This window comes from Chitinophaga sp. ARDCPP14 (assembly GCF_051362515.1).
Taxonomy (GTDB): domain Bacteria; phylum Bacteroidota; class Bacteroidia; order Chitinophagales; family Chitinophagaceae; genus Chitinophaga.
This window is the reverse complement of sequence record NZ_JBKIXB010000014.1, coordinates 24,101-40,980: the sequence shown is the minus strand read 5'-3', so window position 1 is coordinate 40,980 and position 16,880 is coordinate 24,101. Positions and strand designations below refer to the sequence as shown.

Below are 16,880 nucleotides of genomic sequence, written 5' to 3'. Positions count from 1 at the left end.
TCAACATACCATGTCAGACATTTTACGTTACCACGCCGAACAACTGTACGCACAGGAGCTGGAAGAACTGAAAAAAGACGACGCAGGGAAGCGTCCGCAAAACTGGTTACTGCCGCCACAAGCGGTAGTTACTTACCTGATCGGCGGGAAACTGAAGAACGGTTTTGAAGTCACCCCTAAATATATTGGCAGCAAACGCCTCATGGAAATAGCCGTGGCTACCCTCGCCACCGACAGGGCCCTGCTGCTGTATGGTTTGCCCGGCACCGCCAAAAGTTGGGTGAGCGAACACCTCGCCGCAGCCATCAGCGGCGATTCCACGCTCATCATTCAGGGTACCGCCGGTACCAGCGAAGAAAGTGTGCGCTATGGATGGAACTACGCCCGCCTGCTGGCCGAAGGCCCTACCCGGAATGCCCTGGTGGAAACCCCGGTGATGCGCGCGATGCAGGAAGGCAAAATTGCCCGCATAGAAGAACTCACCCGCATCGGCGCCGATGTGCAGGATACCCTCATCACTATCCTGTCGGAAAAAACGCTTCCCATTCCTGAACTGAATACGGAAGTACAGGCTACCAAAGGATTCAATATCATTGCTACCGCCAACAACCGCGATAAAGGCGTAAATGAATTATCCAGTGCGCTGAAACGTCGCTTCAATACCGTTATCTTGCCTGTTCCGGATTCTATGGAAGAAGAAATTGATATTGTAAGAAGAAGAGTGGAAAGCTTTGAAAAAACGATGGACCTGCCGGCAGAAAAGCCTGCGGTGGAAGAAATCCGCCGCATCGTTACCATCTTCCGCGAACTCCGCAACGGCGTTACCCTCGATGGCAAAACCAAACTGAAATCGCCCGGCGGTACTCTCAGCACTGCTGAAGCCATTTCTGTGGTGAATAATGGTCTCACCCTGGCCGCCTGGTTCGGCGATGGTACCCTCAATGCTGCGGATCTGGCCGCCGGCATCATCGGCGCTGTAGTGAAAGATCCCGTTCAGGATAAACTGGTTTGGCAGGAATATCTCGAAACAGTGGTAAAAACACGGGAGGATTGGAAAGATGTGTACCGCGCCTGCCGTGACCTCGCTTAGCAGCAGGTAAGGTTCAGGTCCGCCTTTAAAGCGGGGATGAAGCGTATCAAGTCCACCCTTACTAAGGGTCAAAGCCGGGCATACGCCGTATCAAGTCCACCTTTATGAAGGCTATAAAGCGTGATACAACGTGAAAACTCCTGCTTTACTGCTTTAGTTTTTACTTTAATAGTAATTTCATAAGTAAATCATAATGTGTTTATTACATTATGTTTGTTTAGAAATTACTTTCAGTATAATTTCCGGGAGGTGCCGAACTGCTGGCACTCCATTCATTTGTTAATAATGATCGACGTATGTCCGTACATATATTAGGTATCCGGCACCACGGCCCTGGCTCAGCCAGGAATGTAAAAGCTTTCCTGGAAGAGCTGCAACCGGATATTGTGCTGATCGAAGGACCACCGGAAGCAGATGCCTTGCTGCAATGGACCGGTCATGAAGAGCTGCAACCACCCGTGGCCATCCTGGCTTATCAGCCGGATAGTCCGCAGAAAGCCTGCTTCTATCCATTTGCGGCCTTCTCACCGGAATGGCAGGCCATGCTGTATGCCAAAACCCACCGCATCCACGCCCGCTTTATGGACCTTCCCCTGGCCCATGTATTCGGCATGGAAAACGAAGCCGCGGCAAAAAGAGCAGCCGGCGCTCAAAAAGAGGAAGCTCAAAAAGAAGAAGCTGAAAATACAACACCAGGGGAAGACATGCCTCCCGCGGAACTGAACTCCGCATTGAATGCTTCCACGAAAGCATTCAATGCGGAAGAACTGGACCTGGAATTTCTCCCGCCATCACCACAAGACCCGGTCGCCCACCTGGCCCATGCCGCCGGATACGACGATAGCGAACGCTGGTGGGAACATATGTTTGAATACCGCCTCGGACAGGAACAGGTATTTGAGGCGGTGCATGACGCCATGCACGCCCTCCGGGAAGAACTCCCCCGGCGGTACGACCGGAAAGAAGCCCTCCGTGAAGCCTGGATGCGGAAGTGCATCCGCCAGGCAGAAAAGGAAATGTTCCAGCGGATAGCCGTCATATGCGGCGCCTGGCACGCACCGGCGCTGCAAACCATGCCCAAACAAAAAGATGATAACGACCTGCTGAAAGGCCTCCCCAAAGTAAAAGTGGAATGCACCTGGATACCATGGACGTATAGTCGCCTCAGTTATGAAAGCGGCTATGGCGCCGGCATTCCCTCACCGGGATGGTACGAACACATCTGGGAATACCCTGCCGATGATGGTACCCGCTGGATGGCGCTGGTAGCAAAGCTCTTCAGGGAGCAGCAACAGGATACCTCCGTGGCGCACGTAATGGAAGCAGTACGCCTGGCCAACGCATTGGCTGCCCTCCGTCATTATCCCAGACCCGGATTGGAAGAACTCAACGAGGCCACCCTCAGTGTGCTCTGCAACGGGGAAAGTATCCTCATGCAACTGATCCGTGATGAGCTGATTGTACGCAACCGGATCGGGAAAGTACCCGCAGAAGTGCCTACGCCTCCACTCCAGGCCGATATTTCCCGGTGGCAGAAAAAACTAAGGCTGCCGCAAACAGCTGACTTTAAAGACTATACCCTCGACCTGCGGAAAGACACGGACCTGGAAAGAAGTATTTTCCTCCACCGCCTGCAACTGCTGGAAATATACTGGGGAAAACGTTTCGAGGTATCCGGGAAAGGTACCTTCAAAGAACAATGGCGCCTGCAATGGGACCCCGCCTTTTCCATTGATATCATCGAAAAAGGCAGTTGGGGAAATACCGTAGCAGAAGCCGCTACCAGCTTTGTTACCAACACCGCCAATAATACCGGCACTCTTCAGCAGGTATGTAAAATGCTGGAATCAGCCATCCCTGCAGAACTCCCCGCTGTAGTGGAAGTATTGATCCACCGGATCAACAACCTCGCTGCCGCCTCCGGCGATGTGCTCCAGCTGATGGAAGTAATTCCCTCACTGGTAAATATCAGCCGCTATGGCAACGTGCGCAAAACAGATGCGGCGCTGGTCAGCAATATCACCGAAAGCATGATAGGCCGCATCTGCATCAGCTTACCCGCTGCCTGCACCGCCGTTGCCGATGATGCCGCACTCCCGCTGCTGGATCTCTTCTTTGCCATGAACGACGCCATTAACCTCATACAGGATAATGCCCTCACCACCTCCTGGCAGGAAACGCTGCTGGCCATTTCCCGCAACGCGCAATCGGCCCCCATGATAGCCGGCTACGCTTCACGGCTCCTCTTCGACGGCAAAATAATGACGGGGGAAACATTGGTAAAAGCTTTCAGTGTATCCATGTCAGTAGCCAATCCGCCTGCACTGGCGGCCGCCTGGCTGGAGGGCTTCCTCAGGGGCAGCGGTACCCTGCTGCTCCTGGATGAAGAGCTGTGGGACATGGTGCATAATTGGGTTTCCCAACTGGAAAATGATATTTTCATACAGGTATTGCCGTTATTACGCCGCACCTTTTCTAACTTTACCGCCCCGGAACGAAAAAAACTGGGCGACAAAGTGAAACACGGCGGAAATGGAACCAGCATAAAAACAGCTGCCACAGGGGATATAGATCATGACCGGGGCGCCCGGGGCATCCCCGTAGTGATGCAGCTGCTGGGATTTAAAGACGCTAAATTATTACCGGATGGAGCATGAAGAACAGGTTCGCAGGTGGCGGCTCGTACTGGGTGGATCCCAGAATGACGGTACCTCCTTCCCGTTAAATAAAACGGACCTGCAGTTGGACAAAACACTGGAAGCACTGTACGACAGCACCAGGCAGGGAGGATTAGGACCATCCTCTCCAAACGTAAGCCGCTGGCTGGGCGATATCAGGAGCTACTTTCCCGCCTCTGTGGTGCAGGTAATGCAACAAGATGCCCTCAAACGCCTGAACCTCACCCAGATGCTCTTCGAAAAAGAGATGCTGGAAAACATAGAACCCGATGTACACATGGTGGCCACCCTGATGACTTTGAGCAAGGTTATCCCGGAAAAAACCAAAGACACCGCCCGGCAGGTAGTGAAAAAAGTAGTGGATGAACTGATGCGGAAACTGGCGCAACCTACCCAGCAAGCCATCACCGGCAGCTTAAACCGCAGTGCACGCAACCGGCGCCCACGGCATAACGAGGTGAACTGGCCCCTCACCATCCGGAAAAATCTGCAACACTATCAACCGGAGTATAAAACCATTATCCCTGAAACACTGATCGGGTACGGCCGCAAACGGTCGGCGCTGAAAGAAGTGGTATTATGCCTGGATCAAAGCGGATCAATGGGTACCTCTGTCGTTTATTCTGGTATCTTTGGGGCTGTAATGGCTTCTATCCCGGCGCTAAAAACACAGATGGTGGTTTTTGATACCGCCGTGGCAGACCTTACAGAAGAATTGCAGGACCCGGTGGAACTGCTGTTCGGCGTACAACTGGGCGGAGGTACAGATATCCATGCCGCACTGAAATACTGCGCACAGATCATCACCAAACCGGCAGACACCGTACTGGTACTGATCACCGATCTCTTTGAAGGAGGAGATGAAAAAAATATGCGGAAACGCTTTACCGAACTTGCAGCAGCAGGTGTACAGGTAATCGTACTGCTGGCGCTGAACGATGAAGGCGCCCCCAGCTACGATCACGAGAATGCCCAATTCCTGGCAAACCTCGGAATACCCGTATTCGCCTGCTCCCCGGACAAGTTTCCGGAGATGATGGCCTGCGCATTGAGCAAACAGGATGTTGCACAATGGGCAGCAAAAGAAGATATTGTGCTGAAAAAATAATCTGAATCTATCTATACCCTTATGCCATACAAAAAGGAAACTATACTACCTCTTGTTGAAAAACTGAAACAACTGAATGACTATGAAAACATCGCAGGCGCTATACAGTCCGGGGTAGATTTCCTTACAGGGCACACCTATGAAACACCGGTATTTCCCACCGCTGAAACCGCCCGGCAAATGGGACATTTCATCTCCCTGCTGCAAATTCCCGACCACTGGGACGACAACGACCGGCTCATACTAAAGCTGATTTCACCACCGATCACCTGGAACGAATGCAGGGAAACCTTCCTGACAACCATCATTCCGATGATGGACATGCCCGGAACCTCCTCTTCCATTGTACTGCGGTTCAGCTATTTTACCAGCTACCTACAGCAACGGGGTTGCACACCGGAAGAAATCGGCTCTCTCATGATCAGCTATTCCAGGGACGGCAATAACTTCGACCTTGCACCGCTGAAATTCACGCCCCTGCGCAAATTTCTGCAGGACCTGATCAAAAGTGCGGAACCACATGTGATCAACGCCTATGTAAACACCTGGCGTAAAAAAGGATGGAACTCCCTCTTCTTCCGGCTCCTTACCAAAGGACACCCGGACCGGGAAATGGAATACCTGGAAAACATCCTCCTGCTGCCGGAATACCTTCCGGATCAACAGGCCGTGTCCCGCGTATTACTGCAAAACAACCCGGGCAAGTATGAACCGCTGATCGAAAAAACAACCACGCAACTGGCTGCACTGCCCGATTATGCCGCCGCCGTCAGTGGTTATTATCTTCTCGCCGGTCATCTTCCCGAAAAATATAACCAACGGCTGCTGAAAGCAGCCTACGATTACCTGGAAAGGCAGGTTACCGGCTCATACACACCGGAATCGGGGTACTCAAAGGTAACAGGGAACATACCGCCCAACAATATGCCCCCCGGCGTGCTGGCAGTGCGCGGCTTGCTGCACCTCGACCGCCCCGCAGCCGTTCCTTATCTTGCTGACCTGCTTGCTCAAAAACGTTCGCTCCACCCCGAAGCCTTCCAGGTGCTGGCAGACGAGTTACAGGAACAGGCAGCACCCATGCTGCTGCACGCACTGGAAAATGATTACGACGCCAGAACAATACTCCCGGTACTCTCCCAGCTGGACAAGGCACTGTATATAGATCAGCTCTGGCCATACACCCTGCATAAACTGAAATCAGTTCGTACGCTCGTTGCCGTGATACTGGCGGAACACCCGCGGGCGCTGGAAAGAGCGGCGGAATTACTGGGGCATAAGAAAGCCGATCAACGCTTAACCGCCGTACAGATCCTGTCTAAACTCGACCATGAGCATGCCCGCGAACTGCTGCAACAGGCGCTCCACAAGGAAGTAAACGACGATGCACGTGACCTGATGCTGGAAACACTGGGAGGACATACCCTCACAGATACCGACGACCTGGTGCTCGTTACCAGGCTGGTGATGTTTGCAAAGAAAAGACACAAACTCTCCAAACCGGCAGAGAAATGGCTGGACGACAAAGCCTTGCCGCCGCTCTACCTGCTGGATGGTACGGTGATGACCACCGACATGATGCGCTTCCTGATTTACCGCATGTCGAGGGTAACGGAAGTACACGCCGACGTGGAAGCCAAACCACTGCTGCGTTTGATCGACCGGTCCCGCAGCGGCGACTTTGCCCGCGCACTCTATAAAGCATATGCCGACCAGGGCGGCGACCTGAAGCTAAAGTACCTCATGACGCTCACCGCCCTGCTGGGAGACGACCTGCTGGCCGATACCCTGCGGGAAGACATACAGCTCTGGATTACCACCAAACGCCTCAAAATGGCGGAACACGGCGTGGGCGCGCTGGCCCTGCATGGCAGCAATAAAGCGCTCCGCGAAGTGGAATTCTTCTCACGCAGGTACCGCTTCCGTAAAGCAGTAGTAGGCGCTGCAGCCCTCCGGGCGCTGGAGCTGACGGCCACAGAAAGAGGTTTAACGCTGCAGGAGCTGATCGATTCAATAGTGCCTGATTTTGGCTTCGATGGACTGTACCGGTCCTTTGAAGTGAAAGGCGAAACATACCGCGCATTCCTCGACAGTAACTTTAAACCGGCTTACATTAATGATAAGGGCCGTCGCCTGAAAGCCATTCCCGTAGCCACTCCCAGGGAAATCAGGAATGCTTTCAAAGCACTGCCAAAGGAAATGGCCGATACCATCAAAGTACAAACACAGCGACTGGAACTTTTCCTGGAAGAACAAAGAAAATGGAGCGCCGAAAAATGGCAGGCCGTATTCCGGCACAACCCGGTGATGTCCGTTTTCGCCACAAGGCTTGTCTGGGCGTTATTCGATGAAGGCGATCAGCTGATCACCGCCTTCTACTGCGATGAAAACATCACGCCACGGACGCTTACCGGCGACTCCCTTACCCTTCCGGAAAATGCGCAGGTAAGGATATTGCATCCCATTCACCTGGATACAGCTACCCTGCAGCAATGGAAAGATACATTCAAGGCGCAGCCGGTGTTTCCTCAACTGGACAGGCCCGTAACCCTGCCGCAAAATTATGCGGTAGAATACGACTATGGCGACGCCTCTATGGAAAACGGATTACCAAGCGGTTATATGGAACAGGAAGGTTAATGGCGCAGTTCTTTTAAATCACGGGATTTTATTGTATTTTTTCACCTTAACCAAGTGAACAATAAAAATCTACGTATGTTAAAACTACGCTCCACACTGGCATTGGCCGGCCTGCTGCTGCTGTCGGTAAGTACCATGCCCCTGCAGGCAATCAATATTATTCCGCAGCCGTCGGAAGTAAAAACATTGTCCGGCACGTTCTCTTTATCCGGCGCCACTGCCATCATTCCAGGCAAGTGCGCCGGCGAGGCCAACCAGCTGCAACAGGCATTACAGGAAGCATATGGACTCTCTCTCACACTGAAACCTGCTGCCAAAAACAACTACATCCGCTTCTCCCTGGACGCAAAACTGGAGAAGGAATTAGGCAAGGAAGGCTACCAGCTGCAGGTAACGCCTGATAACATCACCATCACCGCAGCAACTTCAACCGGCGTGTTTTATGGTATACAGTCTTTACGCCAACTCATTACCGCCAACGGCAGCGCATATACGATTAATGCCGTGTCCATCAAAGACAAGCCCCGCTTTGGCTGGAGGGCATTCATGCTGGATGAGGGCCGCTACTTCAAAGGCGGCGAAACTGTAAAACACCTCCTGGATGAAATGGCACTGCTGAAAATGAACGTTTTCCACTGGCACCTCACCGACGACCAGGGCTGGCGTATTGAAATCAAAAAATATCCCCTGCTTACCACTGTCGGCAGCAAACGCGATTCCACCCAATCCGGTACCTGGAACAGCAAAGTATACGACGGCAAACCCCACGAAGGGTTTTATACGCAGGAACAGATTAAAGACATTATCAAATACGCGGCAGACAGGCACATCACCATTGTTCCTGAAATAGAAATGCCGGGCCATTCCAGCGCGGCCATTGCAGCCTATCCCTGGCTTGGCACCACCCACACGCCTATCAGGGTTCCGGGTAAATTCGGTGTGCATTACGACGTTTTCAATGTGTCTGATCCCAAAGTGATCGCCTTCCTGGAAGATGTGTTGCAGGAAGTGATCACCCTCTTCCCCTCTAAAGTGATCCATATCGGCGGCGACGAAGTAAAATACGACCAGTGGAAAGCAGATGCCGGTGTAAATGCCTTCATGAAAGCGCATCAGCTTGGCTCTCCTGCCGACCTGCAGATTGCTTTCACCAACAATATCTCCAACTACCTGGCAAGCAAAAAACGCCGTATGGCCGGATGGAACGAAATCATGGGCACAAAGCTGCATGAGTTCACTGATAGCAAAGATGTTTCCGCTACGGAAAAACTCGCAGCCGGTACCATTGTGCAATTCTGGAAAGGGGAGCTGAAACTGATCACCGATGCGGTGTCTAAAGGATACGACGTAATCAATTCCTATCACGCCATGACTTACCTGGATTACAGCTACAAGGAAATATCATTGGAAAAAGCCTACAGCTTTGATCCCATCCCCGAAGGCCTTGATCCGAAGTTCCACAGCAAAATACTGGGCAGTGGCTGCCAGATGTGGGGTGAATGGATTCCGGATGTAAAAACAATGAACCACCAGGTATTTCCCCGCCTGGCGGCTTATGCAGAAGACGGGTGGACCATTCCCGCCAATAAAAACTTCACACAGTTCTCCGATGCACTGCAATACTTCTATACCCGCTGGGATAAAGAAGGTATTCAGTACAATAAATAATTGTAAAAAAGCTATTGCAGCCTGGTATGGCTGCAATAGCTTTTATTTCGCCGGCACCAGCTTCAGGGTGTCGCCTGCCTTTTGCAGGTGATAAATGATAATCCCTTTGGTGTTTGCAGTTAACGCATCGGGATCACCTTCCCTGAACGCCGGAAAAGTACGTACCAGCGTTTTCTCTTTTATAAAAAATGTATCCTGTCCCCTGTAATCCTTTTGCTGCATGGTATCCAGGGAGAAGGTATTAATCCTTGTAACCTTAGGCCGTCCTATTTCAAAAGCATAGATCTTACCAAACCGGCCGGTACCCTCCGATAACATTTGCAGGTAAAGTTCCGGTTTACCGTTTCCATCCAGGTCTGCGATCATCATATTTTTCAGCTGCCCTTTCACGTCATGCTCAATGGTACTGTCTGCCTGTGTAGAATCCTTTTTGCTGCCTACCGCCAGAATAAGATCCCGCATACTGCCGGTACCAGAGGCAATCGCCGAAATGCGGTAGTCGCCATATGTAGTATCTAACGAGATGCTTTCCGATTTTTCTTCCGGCACGCCCTGAACCGGGGCATTGGCCGAATCTTTGGCTGCCCGCTCCTGCTCATTCTGCATCGGGCTGTTACATGCGGTGCAAATTACCACCGCTAACAGCGATAACCTGAAAAGTATATGATCCATATGCTGCTGATTTAAAAGCCCGGCCGCCGGTTAGCGGCCGGAACTGCCTGTCATCAATGCTTTTTATGTTTGTTAGCTTTGGTGTCTTTACTGTTGTGCGTGGTATCGCTGCCTTTATAATCCTGTTCTTCATTTTTCCTGCTGTCAAGATTATCCCTGATTTCGGGACGCGGCATATTGGAAAAAGACTGTTGTTTACTTTGCCGGGTGTTCTCATTTCTGGTGCCTTTCATAAGATAAATTTTTGGTGAACAATATCTTAACCGCCACAAAAGCAGTGCCTCACGTTCTTCCGGCCGTCCATAGGGGTATACAGTATGGGATAACGTGTCTGTCACTCCACTGTTTGACGTGCAATATCCACAGTAAAAACGGGAATAAATAACGCAACGATAAGATAACTGAAATATTGTCAGCAGCTTACATCAACAGTGCTCTGCCGCTGGAAAGGGCGCATGATATCTGCTTATTAATACCTGAACAAATTTATTTTTTTATGAAAAACCTACCAGCTACCATCGGCCTTATAGGCACGCTTACCCTCCTCTTTTTCTTCAGGGGTACTCCGGACAAAGCACAGGCGGCTCCGGTAAAGCCAGCTCAGATTGATCAGATTGAAGTATTTGCACAGGACACTTTTCCACCTAAGCCAATGGATACCGTCATGAAACACAAGAAGAAAAAAGATAAGAAAGGAGATACTTCCTGGCCACAGAAAAGAGATACTTTATTCAGATGATTTTTAGCGGAGGGGAATCTCCCCTCCTTTTTATTGTTCGAGGGTACCAAATAGCCCATTCTTATAATCCTGTATTGCCTGCTCCGTTTCTTCCGCAGTGTTCATTACAAAATTATCTTTTGCAGCAATAGGTTCATTGATCGGTTCCGCGCAAAGGTATAACAGGCGGGTATTTTCAAGTGCTGAAATATGAATGTCCGGTTGCTCATCATCCTTATCAAATACCACCAGGTGATAACCTGATACAGCGGTTCCATTCACTTCTATTTTCCCATCCACTACATACAACAACGTCCAGTATCCACGTGTAGCCGTAAGCGTTACGGCTTTTCCTGCTTCCACATTTCCCCAGATGGCGGTGATGGGCGTAAAGTTTTTTAACGGCCCTGTTTTACCTTCATAATCGCCGCCTACCAGCGTGAGGTGCACGCCTTCTTTTACCGCCACTGCGGGCATTTCTGTTCCTTTGATATACTGGTACCAGGGATCTTCTGCTTTATGCGCTGCTGGTACATTAAACCAGAGCTGCAATAGTTCATAGTTGCCCCCTTTCTTCAGAAATTCCTCCGACGGGCCTTCACTATGCAAAATACCTTTCCCGGCAAACATCCATTGTACGTCGCCGGCGGTAACAGTCATGGCATTACCGGCATTATCGCGGTGATATCCCTGCCCCTGCAGCATAAAGGTAACCGGTGCAAACCCGCGGTGAGGATGCGGATGCAGCCTGTCTTCCGGCGATCCCGGCGCAAAATACTTTGCCGGCATATGATGCACCACAATAAACGGGTTGGCAAACCGGAACTGCATGGTAGGCAGTGATTGTCTTACGACTTCTGTATCTGTAATATGTTTTTCGCGTCCTTCGAGGACGTGGAGGATCTTCTTCTCCATAAAAATTATTTTATCGGATCAGTTTTAATCTGGCTTTTTCCACGGAGCTGCGGAACATTTTCAGGATCAGTACTTCATAATTTTCAATGATGATCACTTCTCCTTCCCTCGGAATATTTCCGTGGATGTAGTTGATTAAACCCGAAAGGGTTTCATAATGTTCACTTTCCGGCAAAGGATGGGGTAATAATTCATTGATATCTGCCAGGTATTCATGCGCATCTACAATAAAATTATCATCTTTTTGCTCTACAATCGGCGTTTCATGATCATGTTCATCCTGTATGTCGCCTACCAGTTCCTCCAGGATATCTTCCATGGTAACAATTCCCTCTGTATCGCCAAATTCGTTGGTCACTACCGCCATTTGCAGGCGTTGTCCCTGGAAGGTACGCAGCAGGTCTTTTATTTTCATACTGTCCGGCACATAAAATACCGGCTTCATGATATCCTTAATGTTATGCAATGTTTTTTCATGTACGCCTTTCACCACATCTTTGGTATACACCACCCCTTTTAGTTCATCCAGCGAACCGCTGGATACGGGATACCTGGAGTAGCCGTCCCTGATCACCTGGTCTATCAGTTGATCCAGGGGCAGGTTGATGTCGAGGGAGGATATGTCTTTACGGTGGGTGAGGATTTCCTTTACGCGGCTGTCGTCGAACATAAATACGTTCTGGATCAGTTCCCGTTCGGTTTCCTCGATAGCGCCGCCTTCCTGGCTTTCAGAAATGATCAGCTTCAGTTCTTCTTCCGAATGGATTTCCGATTCCCCGGCCGGTTTAATACCCATAAGGCGGAGAATACTGTTGGCCAGCCCGTTGAGCAGCCATATAAAAGGACGGAAGATCACAAACAGCGCCCGCAGCGGGATGGCCACCACCAGCGTGGTGGGCAGCGGTTTACGGATGGCCATTGATTTGGGAGCCAGTTCCCCGAAAACGATATGCAGGATGGTAATAATAGTGAAAGCAACGGCTACGGCAATTACATGGGTAGCGGCCATTGAAATGGTAACACCAAGACTTTCCATCAACCGGAGCACGATGGCCGTCATCACCGATTCACCCACCCAGCCAAGTCCCAGTGAAGCCAGGGTAATTCCCAGCTGTGTAGCGGCCAGGTACCCGTCCAGGTTATTGAGGATGCTTTTGGCGGCGGCAGTAGCTCTTTTGCCGGTCAAACCGCCTTTACTGTTGATTTGGGAGGAACGTACTTTAACAATGGCAAATTCTGCCGCAACAAAGAATCCGTTTAATAATACTAATATAATTGTCCAGAAGAGTTGCCAAAGCATGTAGTTGTTAAATTGGTTCGCAACCCCAAATATAGGTAAATCAATTTTTATACGTTCGGGTATTTTGAAGAATTACAGATTATAAATTAAAATTCCGGGAGATATATTCGGGATTTTACCTTTCTGATATGCAATTTTTTCCAAGCAGTCTACTTATTTCATAGAGTTTATGTATTTTGTGGGGAATTAAGGCTGGCACATTATTAAAAAATGGAGAAAGAACTTACTACCCTTGCTGCACCCGCAGCTCCGAGCACAAACGAATCAAATGCTGCAACGCCGCAGGAAAGCGTCAACTTTAGAAAACAGCGCTGGATTTATGGTATAGCAGGCATCCTCATACTGGGCGTTATCCTGGGTGTGGCGTGGTGGCAATCGCCCGATTTCCGCACGTATGTAGAAGACGTACCTCCTACTTTTTACTATTTCCTCATAGCAGGATTTATCTTCGCCATGATCGACGGCGCCATCGGCATGTCTTACGGCATTACTTCCACTACTTTTTCCCTGTCGATGGGCATTCCGCCTGCATCGGCGAGTACGGCGGTGCATATTTCGGAAATCCTCAGCTGCGGCATTGCCGGCTGGATGCATATGCGGATGGGAAATGTCAACAAAAAACTGTTTAAACTACTCATATTACCGGGTATTGCCGGTGCTGTGATAGGGGCTTACCTCTTATCGTCGCTGGAACATTACGCACAATACACCAAACCGGTGGTATCGCTGTATACGCTGATCCTCGGCACCGTCATCCTGATGAGAGCCATTAACGCGCAGCGCAAAAAACACGCAGCTAAAAAAATTAAGCGAATAGGCCTGCTGGGCTTCGGTGGCGGATTTATAGACGCTATCGGTGGCGGCGGCTGGGGTTCTATTGTATTGTCGTCCCTGATTGCCGGCGGCCGGCATCCCCGCTTTTCGCTGGGCACGGTAAAGGCTACCCGCTTTTTTATCGCTATGCTCAGTTCCCTCACTTTTGTAACGGTGTTGTATCACGTACACTGGGATGCCGTACTCGGCCTCGTTATAGGTAGCGCCATCGCCTCTCCTATTGCGGCAAAAGTATCCAATAAAATTTCTGCTAAAACTATTATGGTAGCGGTGGCGATCATTGTGATCCTGGCAAGTATGAGGAGCATCTATATGTTTGTAGCCAAAATCATATAGCCGTAGCCGTTAATCGTTGCTTACCTGCTGGTTTACCTTTAAAGTAATGGGCTTGTCGACTTCGTATTCCACCAGCGCCTTAATAGTGATCACTTCCCGGTCGCTGAACGGCCGTTGCGGGAGGAACTTCGGGTCTATGTCCACCTGGATTTCGGCGGTACGGTCTTCAAAAAGATAATTATTGCCACGCAGCTTTTTGGTGATGTAACCGGTCACCTTAACAGCGATGCTGTCGTTGTGCAGTTGCCGGGCATTGCGCATCACCTCTCCGATGGTGTAAGTTCGTTCCTGCAGAGCGAACAGGGGAAGCAACAAACATAGCATCCAGCTTTTCATGATAATTATATTGGTTCGCTAACACCATAAACAATAATCATGGCAGATTGTTCACCGAACAGATACATTTGGTTATCTTGTAAATCATAAACTTCAGGTATGGGATTCCTCAAAACGTACAGTAGTATGTTCTGGTTACTGGCAGGCATCATTGCCGGCAGTATTGCCGGGCTTATATTGGGTGAGCGTGTAGCCGTTATCAAACCACTGGGCGATGTATTTCTGAACCTGCTGTTTACAGCCATCATACCACTGGTATTTTTTGCGATCTCGTCCGCCATTGCCAATATAGAGGCGGGGCATAAGCTGGGCCGTATTCTCGGTGTGATGTCGCTGGTATTCCTTTGCACCGTTCTCATCTCCGCCTTTCTTACTATTGTGGCCGTATGGATATTTCCCATCCACCAGCAGGTAACGCTTACAAAAGATGTGAACCTGGAACAGCCGGGCAACTGGGGCGAGCAGGCAGTACGGCTCCTCACTGTGAATGAATTTTATGAGCTGCTGTCGCGTAAAAATATGCTGCCGTTCCTGATTTTCTCCGGCCTGGTAGGTTTGGCAGCCATGCGTACGGGAGAGAAAGGCGCTGCTTTCCGCGGATTTCTGCAGTCGGGCAACGAGGTGATGAAAGATATCCTTACGCTTATCATGAAATTGGGCCCTATCGGGCTGGGCGCCTACTTCGCTTACCAGGTGGGCACTGTAGGGCCGCAACTATTTGGTACCTATGCACACTCCCTCGGTATTTACTATGGCTTTGGCGTTGTATATTTTATTGTTGGCTTCAGCGCGTACGCATTTGTTGCCGGTGGTATACCGGGTATAAAAATTTTCTGGAAGAACAATATTGTACCCACCCTTACCGCGGTTGGTACCGGCAGCAGTATTGCCACTATTCCGGCTAATCTCCAGGCAGTAGAGCGGATGGGCGTTCCACGCGATATCGGCAACGTGGTAGTGCCATTGGGCGCTACCCTGCATAAAGATGGCTCCAGCATTTCTTCCATCATAAAAATGGCCGTGGTGTTTGCCATGTTCGGAAAGGGCTTCGACAGCGTCCCCATCATTTTAATGGCACTAGGCGTTACCGTTATAGCCAGCATTGTGGAAGGCGGTATTCCTAATGGCGGCTATATTGGCGAACTGCTGGTGATGAGCATCTACGGGTTTCCCATAGAAGCGCTCCCGCCGCTGATGATTATAGGCACGCTGGTAGATCCGCTGGCTACAATCCTCAATGCGACGGGCGACAATGTTGCTGCTATGCTGACAACACGTTTTCTGCGGGGGCGGGCGCCGGCAGTTTCGTAAACGCCTGCTCCAGGTCGGCCAGCAGATCAGCGGTTTCTTCAAGTCCTACTGATAAACGGATCAGGCTATCGCTTACGCCTGCCGCTCTTCTCTTTTCTGCGGGAATGGATTTATGGGTCATGGCCGCAGGATGACACAATAAACTTTTGATGCCTCCCAGGCTTTCTGCCAGTTTAAAGTAATGCGTAGCAGTAACAAACGCAGTTGCCGCTTCGGCCCTGTCATCTTTCAAGGTAAAAGATATAATTCCTCCAAACCCTTTACTCTGCTGCTTTGCCAGCTCGTGGCCCGGATGCGATGGCAATCCCGGGTAAAACACTTTTTCTACTGCCGGGTGTTTTTCCAGGTATTCCGCCAGGGCCTGCGCATTAATACCATGTTGCTTAATACGCAAGTGCAATGTTTCAATACCACGTATCAGCAGGAAGCTGTCGAACGGGGAAAGAATAGCGCCGCAGGCATTCTGATAAAATTTAATCTCCTCTCCCAGTTGTAATGTTTTAGCCACTACCACGCCCGCAATCAGGTCGCTGTGGCCGCCCAGGTACTTGGTAGCACTGTGGATCACCAGGTCGGCGCCCAGCTGCAAGGGCTTTTGCAGCACAGGGGAGGCAAAGGTATTGTCTACACAAAACAAACAGTTATGCGCTTTTGCAATGCGGCCTATAGCCGCAATATCTGAAATCTTCAGCGTTGGATTAGTGGGCGTTTCCAGCCAGATCAGGCGCGTGGCCGGTGTGATGGCGTTGAATACCGCCTGCGTATCGGAGGTATCTACATAGTTTACTTTGATACCAAACTTCTCATATACTTTATTAAACAGCCGGAAAGCGCCGCCGTAAATATCATCTACCGCTACAATTTCATCGCCTGATTTCAGGAGCTTGATTACCGCGTCGATTGCTGCCAGGCCGCTGGCAAAAGCAGATGCAGTAGCGCCGCCTTCCAGTTTCGCAATGATCTTTTCTGCGGTTTCACGGGTAGGATTATTTGACCGCGCATAATCGTATCCTTTATTTACACCGGGTGCTGTTTGCACAAAAGTAGATGTCTGGTAAATAGGAACTGCAATGGCGCCTGTTTGCGGATCTACGGGAATAGAATGGATCAGTTCAGTGATAGTGCTCATCTTTGTTTGATTTTTAGTTTGATGAAAAATTGGTTAAACAGGTCCGTTAAATGAGCATATCAAAAAAGGTGGGAGCATAAAAAAAACTCACCTGGGAGCCAGATGAGTTTTCTATTATCGTAAGAATAATATCATGTAAAACTATTGA

General features: G+C 50.1%; 14 protein-coding genes. 8 read left to right on the top strand and 6 right to left on the bottom strand.

Features of this window, described 5'->3' with window-relative positions:
* Positions 1-10 precede the first annotated feature (10 nt).
* From ACLHR0_RS28335 to ACLHR0_RS28315, 5 genes are all read left to right on the top strand, one after another.
* Positions 11-1,090: an ATP-binding protein gene (locus ACLHR0_RS28335; protein WP_429047218.1), complete on the top strand. Its 1,080-nt coding sequence runs from the start codon at positions 11-13 to the stop codon at positions 1,088-1,090.
* Positions 1,091-1,386: 296 nt separating this feature from the next.
* Positions 1,387-3,747 (top strand): DUF5682 family protein, encoded by a 2,361-nt coding sequence (locus ACLHR0_RS28330; RefSeq protein WP_436491171.1) that lies wholly within the window; start codon positions 1,387-1,389, stop codon positions 3,745-3,747.
* On the top strand, positions 3,737-4,876 hold the full coding sequence (locus ACLHR0_RS28325; protein ID WP_436491170.1) for a VWA domain-containing protein: 1,140 nt from the start codon (positions 3,737-3,739) through the stop codon (positions 4,874-4,876). Before ACLHR0_RS28330 ends, ACLHR0_RS28325 begins: the two co-directional genes overlap by 11 nt.
* Positions 4,877-4,897: 21 nt before the next feature.
* Complete coding sequence (locus ACLHR0_RS28320; protein WP_436491168.1) at positions 4,898-7,513, top strand: DUF4132 domain-containing protein; 2,616 nt, start codon at positions 4,898-4,900, stop codon at positions 7,511-7,513.
* Between the two features lie 75 nt (positions 7,514-7,588).
* Complete coding sequence (locus ACLHR0_RS28315; protein WP_436491166.1) at positions 7,589-9,181, top strand: beta-N-acetylhexosaminidase; 1,593 nt, start codon at positions 7,589-7,591, stop codon at positions 9,179-9,181.
* 42 nt (positions 9,182-9,223) lie between these two features.
* On the opposite strand, the gene ACLHR0_RS28310 is transcribed toward ACLHR0_RS28315, so the two are convergent.
* A complete protein-coding gene (locus tag ACLHR0_RS28310) occupies positions 9,224-9,853 on the bottom strand; it encodes a hypothetical protein (protein WP_436491164.1) in 630 nt (209 codons plus the stop codon).
* A 53-nt stretch (positions 9,854-9,906) separates the two neighbouring features.
* Positions 9,907-10,086, bottom strand: coding sequence for a hypothetical protein (locus ACLHR0_RS28305; RefSeq protein ID WP_370909903.1), 180 nt, complete (start codon positions 10,084-10,086; stop codon positions 9,907-9,909).
* Positions 10,087-10,349: 263 nt separating this feature from the next.
* On the opposite strand from ACLHR0_RS28305, the gene ACLHR0_RS28300 reads away from it, so the two are divergent.
* Positions 10,350-10,592, top strand: a complete 243-nt coding sequence (locus ACLHR0_RS28300; RefSeq protein WP_429047207.1) for a hypothetical protein — start codon at positions 10,350-10,352, stop codon at positions 10,590-10,592.
* Positions 10,593-10,622: 30 nt separating this feature from the next.
* Here ACLHR0_RS28300 and ACLHR0_RS28295 read toward each other — a convergent pair whose 3' ends face one another.
* Positions 10,623-11,486 carry a pirin family protein gene (locus tag ACLHR0_RS28295; protein ID WP_436491162.1) on the bottom strand — a complete coding sequence of 288 codons (864 nt, stop codon included), beginning with the start codon at positions 11,484-11,486 and terminating at the stop codon, positions 10,623-10,625.
* Between the two features lie 10 nt (positions 11,487-11,496).
* Positions 11,497-12,786: a hemolysin family protein gene (locus ACLHR0_RS28290; protein WP_429047203.1), complete on the bottom strand. Its 1,290-nt coding sequence runs from the start codon at positions 12,784-12,786 to the stop codon at positions 11,497-11,499.
* A gap of 210 nt (positions 12,787-12,996) precedes the next feature.
* Between ACLHR0_RS28290 and ACLHR0_RS28285 the strand changes: the two genes are divergently transcribed.
* On the top strand, positions 12,997-13,956 hold the full coding sequence (locus tag ACLHR0_RS28285) for a sulfite exporter TauE/SafE family protein (RefSeq protein WP_429047201.1): 960 nt from the start codon (positions 12,997-12,999) through the stop codon (positions 13,954-13,956).
* Positions 13,957-13,965: 9 nt separating this feature from the next.
* Here the strand turns inward: ACLHR0_RS28285 and ACLHR0_RS28280 are convergent, their stop codons facing one another.
* Complete coding sequence (locus tag ACLHR0_RS28280; RefSeq protein WP_429065058.1) at positions 13,966-14,292, bottom strand: NirD/YgiW/YdeI family stress tolerance protein; 327 nt, start codon at positions 14,290-14,292, stop codon at positions 13,966-13,968.
* A gap of 99 nt (positions 14,293-14,391) precedes the next feature.
* Between ACLHR0_RS28280 and ACLHR0_RS28275 the strand changes: the two genes are divergently transcribed.
* Positions 14,392-15,603 (top strand): dicarboxylate/amino acid:cation symporter, encoded by a 1,212-nt coding sequence (locus ACLHR0_RS28275; RefSeq protein ID WP_436491160.1) that lies wholly within the window; start codon positions 14,392-14,394, stop codon positions 15,601-15,603.
* Here ACLHR0_RS28275 and ACLHR0_RS28270 read toward each other — a convergent pair.
* Positions 15,554-16,732, bottom strand: a complete 1,179-nt coding sequence (locus ACLHR0_RS28270) for a trans-sulfuration enzyme family protein (RefSeq protein WP_436491158.1) — start codon at positions 16,730-16,732, stop codon at positions 15,554-15,556. The genes ACLHR0_RS28275 and ACLHR0_RS28270 overlap by 50 nt on opposite strands.
* Between the last annotated feature and the right edge of the window lie 148 nt (positions 16,733-16,880).